General features: G+C 67.4%; 6 protein-coding genes and 1 tRNA gene. 3 read left to right on the top strand and 4 right to left on the bottom strand.

Features of this window, described 5'->3' with window-relative positions; all coding sequences use genetic code 11:
• Together AC1D1G_RS41435 and AC1D1G_RS41430 are read left to right on the top strand one after the other, a co-directional pair.
• Positions 1-444: NAD-binding protein (locus AC1D1G_RS41435; RefSeq protein ID WP_477956519.1), on the top strand; the 444-nt coding region annotated here is incomplete at its 5' end.
• Positions 441-1,223 (top strand): enoyl-CoA hydratase-related protein, encoded by a 783-nt coding sequence (locus tag AC1D1G_RS41430; RefSeq protein WP_477956518.1) that lies wholly within the window; start codon positions 441-443, stop codon positions 1,221-1,223. The genes AC1D1G_RS41435 and AC1D1G_RS41430, both read left to right, overlap by 4 nt.
• Here AC1D1G_RS41430 and AC1D1G_RS41425 read toward each other — a convergent pair.
• Positions 1,153-1,686 carry a MarR family winged helix-turn-helix transcriptional regulator gene (locus tag AC1D1G_RS41425; RefSeq protein WP_477956517.1) on the bottom strand — a complete coding sequence of 178 codons (534 nt, stop codon included), beginning with the start codon at positions 1,684-1,686 and terminating at the stop codon, positions 1,153-1,155. The two genes, AC1D1G_RS41430 and AC1D1G_RS41425, sit on opposite strands and share 71 nt — an antisense overlap.
• 54 nt (positions 1,687-1,740) lie before the next feature.
• Complete coding sequence (locus AC1D1G_RS41420) at positions 1,741-2,991, bottom strand: multidrug effflux MFS transporter (RefSeq protein ID WP_283335878.1); 1,251 nt, start codon at positions 2,989-2,991, stop codon at positions 1,741-1,743.
• A gap of 93 nt (positions 2,992-3,084) precedes the next feature.
• Between AC1D1G_RS41420 and AC1D1G_RS41415 the strand changes: the two genes are divergently transcribed.
• Positions 3,085-3,156, top strand: a tRNA-Cys gene (locus AC1D1G_RS41415).
• A gap of 48 nt (positions 3,157-3,204) precedes the next feature.
• Here AC1D1G_RS41415 and AC1D1G_RS41410 read toward each other — a convergent pair.
• Entirely contained in the window at positions 3,205-4,509 is a 1,305-nt protein-coding gene (locus AC1D1G_RS41410; protein WP_477956516.1) for an MFS transporter, read from the bottom strand.
• Positions 4,510-4,562: 53 nt separating this feature from the next.
• Entirely contained in the window at positions 4,563-6,176 is a 1,614-nt protein-coding gene (locus AC1D1G_RS41405) for a class I adenylate-forming enzyme family protein (protein ID WP_477956515.1), read from the bottom strand.
• Positions 6,177-6,299 lie beyond the last annotated feature (123 nt).

The following is a 6,299-nucleotide window of genomic DNA, read 5'->3' as shown; positions in this document are numbered from 1 at the left end:
GGCAAGAAGGTCGTCCACTGCGGAGATCCGGGCAACGGTCAGGCCGCGAAGATCTGCAACAACATGATTCTGGGCGTGTCGATGATCGCCATCAGTGAGGCGTTCGTCCTCGGCGAGAAGCTGGGTCTGAGCAACCAGGCCCTGTTCGACGTCGCGTCCAACGCGTCGGGTCAGTGCTGGGCGCTCACCACCAACTGTCCTGTGCCCGGACCGGTTCCGACGAGCCCGGCCAACAACGACTACCAGCCGGGCTTCGCGGCCGCGCTGATGGACAAGGACCTCGGTCTCGCCGCGAACGCGCTGAAGACCAACGGCGTTGAGGCCGACCTCGGGCTGCGGGCCGCCGAGCTGTACAGCCGGTTCCACGCCGCCGGTGGTGGTGGCCAGGACTTCTCGGCCATCATCAACGACATCCGCGACCGTTCTACCAAGGGAGACCAGTGACCGACTTCGAGACCATCCTGCTCGAACGCAAGGGCCGGGTGGGGATCATCACCCTCAACCGTCCGAAAGCGCTCAACGCACTGAACTCCGAGCTGATGCGCGAGGTCGTGTCGGCGGTGGAGGAGTTGGAGAAGGATTCGGAGATCGGTGCCATTCTGATCACCGGTTCCGATCGGGCATTCGCGGCGGGCGCCGACATCAAGGAGATGCAGCCCAAGTCGTACATGGACGTCTACCTGGACGACTTCTTCGCCGCGTGGGATCGCCTCGCCGCGGCCCGCAAGCCGACGATCGCTGCCGTCGCCGGTTACGCACTCGGCGGCGGATGCGAACTGGCGATGCTCTGTGACATCCTGATCGCCGCCGACACCGCGAAGTTCGGTCAGCCGGAGATCAAGCTCGGTGTCATCCCCGGCATCGGCGGCTCGCAGCGGCTGACCCGCGCGGTGGGGAAGGCCAAGGCCATGGAACTGTGCCTGACCGGCCGGAACATGGACGCCGAGGAGGCCGAACGCGCCGGACTGGTGTCGCGGATCGTGCCCGCCGCGGATCTCCTGGACGAGGCGCTGCAGACGGCGACCACCATCGCCGAAATGTCGCTTCCGGTCGCGATGATGGCGAAGGAAGCCGTCAACCGCTCGTTCGAGACCACCCTCACCGAACGACTGTCGCCCCGCACCGGATCCGGTGCGGGGCGACAGTCGTCTCTCACCACTTGGTGGGGGCGTCTCCGGTGTCGAAATCGCCTGCCTCGCGGCGCAGTTCGGCGAGGATCGTGACCAGTTGTTCCAGCTTGTCACCGGACACCCCGGGGCGCGAGAACACCTGGGCGTTGAGTCGCTCGGTGGACTCGACGGCCAGTTTCCTTCCCGCGTCGGTGATTTCGATCAGGGTCGCGCGGCGATCGCTCGGATGCGGGACACGTCGCACGAGATTCGCCGTCTCGAGCCGGTCGACGGCGTTCGTCACGCTGGTCGGGTGAACCTGAAGGCGCGCGCTGGCCTTCGCCRTCGGGAGCGCACCCGTACGCGTGAACGTCAGCAGCGTCAGCAATTCGTACCGGGCGAACGTGAGCCCCGACGGCTTGAGCACCTCTTCCACCCGGGCCATCATGATCTGCTGTGCCCGCATCACCGAGGTCACCGCGGCCATGCCGTCGGCGACATCACCCCAGCCGTGCTTCGTCCACTGCCGGTGGGCCTCTTCGATGGGGTCGAGATGAAGTGGTGACGGTGGTGGCATGCGTCGATCATCCCATGACGGGTGATGGGCCGCGAAAATCTGCCGAACGTGTCGTCAGTGCGCTTCCGCCTTCGCGGCGGCCGCCAACGCCACGAGTCCGAGTCCCGCGCACGCAGTCATCGTGACCGCGAGTGCGACGCCGGTGTTGCCGAGCACGCCGACCAGGGGAGCGATCAGCGCGCCGACACCGAACTGCAGGGCGCCGAGCAGCGCGGCCGCCGTACCGGCCGCCTCCCCGTGCCGGCCGAGAGCCAGTGCCGGGGCGTTCGGCAGGACGAAGCCGACACCGGCGAGGAGGAACCACAGCGGAACGACGAACCCGACGAGCCCGCCGAACTCGAAGTGGGCGGTGGTGACCAGCGCCAGCCCGGCCACCGTCGCGAAGGCGAGGGCCGACACCGTGATCTGCAGCGGTGACCACCGTGCGAGGGCGCGGACGTTGAGTTGCGAGGCGCCGATCAGAGCGATCGCGCCGGAGCTGAACAGCAGCGCGAACTGCTGCTCGTCCAGGCCGTACTGGTCCTGGAACACGAACGACGCACCGGAGACGTACGAGAACAACGATCCCATCGCCACACTCGACACGAGGGCGAGCACCATGAACGCGCGGTCGCCCAGCAGGCTCTTGTAGGTGCCCAGCACGGCGCGCAGATTGCTCTTGCGCCGCCGCTCCGGCGGCAGCGTCTCCGTCAGACCCCACACACCGATCAACGCCGTCAGCATGCCGATCACGGCGAGGACGACGAAGATCCCGCGCCAGTCGACGGCGATGAGGAGCGCCCCACCGATACTCGGGGCGAGAACGGGTGCGACCCCGAGCACGAGCATCAGTCGCGACATCACGACGGCCACGGTGTTCCCCGAGAAAAGGTCGCGGACGACGGCGAGCGCGACCACCGCTGCGGCGGCGGCCCCTATGCCCTGGAAGACGCGGAGCACACCCAGCACGGCCACGGTCGGCGCGAAGACCGCGAGCACGGACGCGACGACGTGGACACCGATACCGGCGATCAGGGGACGCCTGCGCCCGAGGCTGTCCGCGAGCGGTCCGACGATCAACTGCCCCAGCGCGAGGCCGAGCAGGGTGCCGGTGATGGTCAGCTGGACCGCGGACGAGGACGCGCCGAGGTCGGTTCCGATGTCCGGAAGCGCGGGCAGGTACATGTCGATGGTGAAGGGGCCGAGGGCCACCATTGCGCCGAGTACCAGGATCACCCGAAGGCTGGGACGGGTGGTTGTCCGGTCGGCGGTCGGGGCGGCGCGTTCTTCGGTGTCGGTCACGAAGCAACACAGCAACGAGGGCACGTGGTTTGTTCCCGCCCCGGCGTGTCGGTTTCAGAATCACCGTGAGCGCAACCCTCGCGCCCGGGGCACCGGCCGGGCACAGTAATCATCGATGCGGGTGTGACTGAGTGGTTGAGGTACCGGCCTGCAAAGCCGTTCACACGGGTTCGAATCCCGTCACTCGCTCGGGTGAGAACCGGCAGGTGATGCACCTGCCGGTTCTCTTTCGCGTGGTCACACGTCTTCGAGGCGAATGCCCTTGGTCTCCTTCATGAACAGGCACGCGACGCCGGTGAGGACGGCCAGCACCATGATGTAGACGCCGAACACCCAGCCGAGGTCGAGTCCGAGGAGAAGCTGGTTCAGGTACGGGGCGGTGCCACCGAACACCGCTACGGAGAACGAGTACGCGAATCCGATCGCCTGGGTGCGTAGTCGCGTCGGGAAGCTCTCCGACAGCGTGGAGGACAGAATCGACGCCGGGACCGCGACGATCAGCAGGGCGGCGGTGGTGGCGACGAGCAGGGTCCACCCGTCGGACGTGATCATCATCGTCAGCGGCAACTGCAGGACGAACATCAGAACCGCGAAGGCCCCCAGCAATGGCCGTCGGCCGATCTTGTCGGAGAGCAACCCGAGGAACGGCAGCGAGACCAGAGCGATCAGCTGAGCGATCACCAGCATCCAGTACGCGGTGTCGGGATTCATGCCCTGCTGCGTGATCGCGTACGTGGAGATGTACGACGTCCACGTGTAGTGCGCGGCCGTGATGCCCGAGGTCATCCCGATCATCAGGAGGATCGCCCGGACGACGGTGCGGCGGGGGATGCTCGGCTGATCGTCATCCTTCTGCGCAGCATCGAAGACGTCGCTCTCGTCCATGCTGCGGCGCAGGTACAGGGCGAACAGTGCCAGGAGCGCGCCGATGAGGAAGGGGATACGCCAACCCCATTGACCGACAGCGGTGTCGGACAGGGAGGAGGTGACGACGCCGCCGACGGTGTAGGCCAGCACCGAACCGCCGAAGATCGCGATGAACGCGACGCTGCCCCACATGCCGCGCCGGTGCGGAGGTGCGATCTCACCGACGTAGGAATACGCGGTCGCGGACTCGCCGCCGTGCGCGAAGCCCTGCATGACGCGCGCGGTGAGCAGGATCAGCGACGCCCACGCGCCGATCGTCGAGTAGGTGGGCATCACCCCGATGATCAGGCTGCCGGTGGCCATCATCAGCATGGTCGTGACGAGGACGAACTTGCGTCCGCGCTTGTCGGCGATCCGGCCGAAGATGATCCCGCCGAGCGGGCGCATCAGGAACCCGACCGCGAACACGGCGAGCGTGGACAGCAGGGCCGAGACCGGGTCCGAGTTGCTGAACATCGCCGCCGCGATGAACGGGGCGAACACCGCGTACGCGCTCCACTCGTACCACTCGAGGACGTTGCCGACGGAGCTGGCGAGGAGCGATTTCTTGCGGGAGGCGAGGGTGGTGCCGGAATGGGTGTCAGGCTGCGCCTGGCGAGTGAGGTCGACGTTCACGTGCAGTCACTTTCGTCGGGGTCGCGGAGTCGAGATGTCGAGGGGAGGAGCCGTCAACGCAGGTCGCTGCGACGGATCTTGCCTGTCTGGGTCTTCGGGAGGTCGGTGATGATGTGCACCAGCCGCGGCCGCTTGTACGCGGCGAGCCGGTCGCGGGCGAACGCGACGAGTTCGTCCTCGGTGGCGGTCGCGCCCTTGCGGAGCGAGACGTAGGCCACCACCGATTCGCCCTGGTAGTCGTCGGGTTGCCCGACGACGGCGGCCTCGTGCACGGCCGGGTGTTCGTAGAGGGTGTCCTCGACCTCACGGGGCCACACCTTGTACCCGGACACGTTGATCTGATCCTTGAGCCGGTCGACGAGGTACACCCACCCCGCCTCGTCGATGATCGCGACGTCCCCGGTGCGCAACCGTCCGCCGGGCAGTGTGTCCCGGGAGGCGTCCGGGTTGCGCCAGTAGCCCGAAACAACCTGCGGTCCGGCGATTTCCAGTTCGCCCGCGGTGTGGGGCGGAACAGGGTCACCATTCGGGTCGACGGCGCGGATGTCCACCCGGGGCAGCGGGAGACCGATGGACAGTGAGCCACTCGACGGGTCGACCGGCGCCCGCAGGCCGGGTGGCACCGCAATCACTCCGGCCGTCGTCTCGGTCATCCCGTACGCGTTGTGGATGTACTTGCCGAATCGGGCTTCGAACTTCTCCACGGTGGCAGGCGGGATGGGCGCGCCGCCCGAGTAGAGGGTCTTGACCGAGGCGAAGTGGTCCGCGCTCACGCCCGGAACCTCGGACAGCGCGTTGAACACGGTGATCGAGCCGATCGTGTAGGTCACCCGGTGCTCCACGAGCGTCTCCAGTGCGACGGCCGCGTTGAACCTGTTCGCGAAGACGAGCAGGCAGTCCCGGACGAGGGCGACACCCGCATTGAGCACGGCGCCGGTGATGTGGAACAGGGGAGCGACGGCGAACACGACGTCCCCGTCGACGACGCCGGCGCACTCACCGAAGTCGAGTGCGGTGGCCAGCACGTTCGCGTGGGAGTTGAGCGCGCCCTTCGGTGGGCCGGTGGTCCCGGAGGTGTAGGTGAGCAGCGCGAGGTCGTCCCCGCCGAGTTCGACCAGGGGAGGCCGCCTGCCGCGAAAGCGCGCGAGGAGTTCGACGAGGTCGCCGTCGGCCGCCGGCGTGGCGCGCGTGGTGGACTCGAACACCCGCGGATCGTTGCGGGTCTGGAAATCGAGGGCGCTGGTGCTGATCGAGAATCGCACGCTGCTGCCTCGCAGGGTCTCCGCCGTGGCCGCGGCGCTCACGTCTTCGCAGAGGATGCCGATCGGCTCCGCATCGTCGACGAGGCGGCGGAGTTCGTTTCCGCGGTACATCGGATTGAGCACCAGCGCTGCTGCGCCGACCTTCCACAGCGCCAGCAGAGCGAGGACGTACTGCGGCACATTCTGCAGGTAGATGCCCACCCGGTCACCGCGCCCGACGCCCCACTCGCTCAGCGCGACGGCGAGGGCGTCCGACAGGTCGTCGACCTCACGGGCAGTGAGGACACCATCGAAATAGGCCACGGCCGGGTGATCGGGATACGCCTGCACGCGCGCCTGCCACGCGTCGAGCGTGGTCGCCACGGGTGGCTCCTGGATTCCGTCGTTGATGAACGTCGACGACACCGCATGTCCTTTCTCCGGCTCGGTCCGAACGGGATGTCCGAATTCGAGCGGCCGACCGATCACTCGCTCGGTCGGTGTGGGCAAGTGTTGTGTGTCACATGAGGTGTGTCAAGTCGGGGCCCC

The sequence above is a fragment of the Rhodococcus sp. P3_B8 genome (assembly GCF_056402775.1).
The sequence above is the reverse complement of the archived record's forward strand: the minus strand, read 5'-3'. Positions and strand labels throughout refer to the sequence as shown.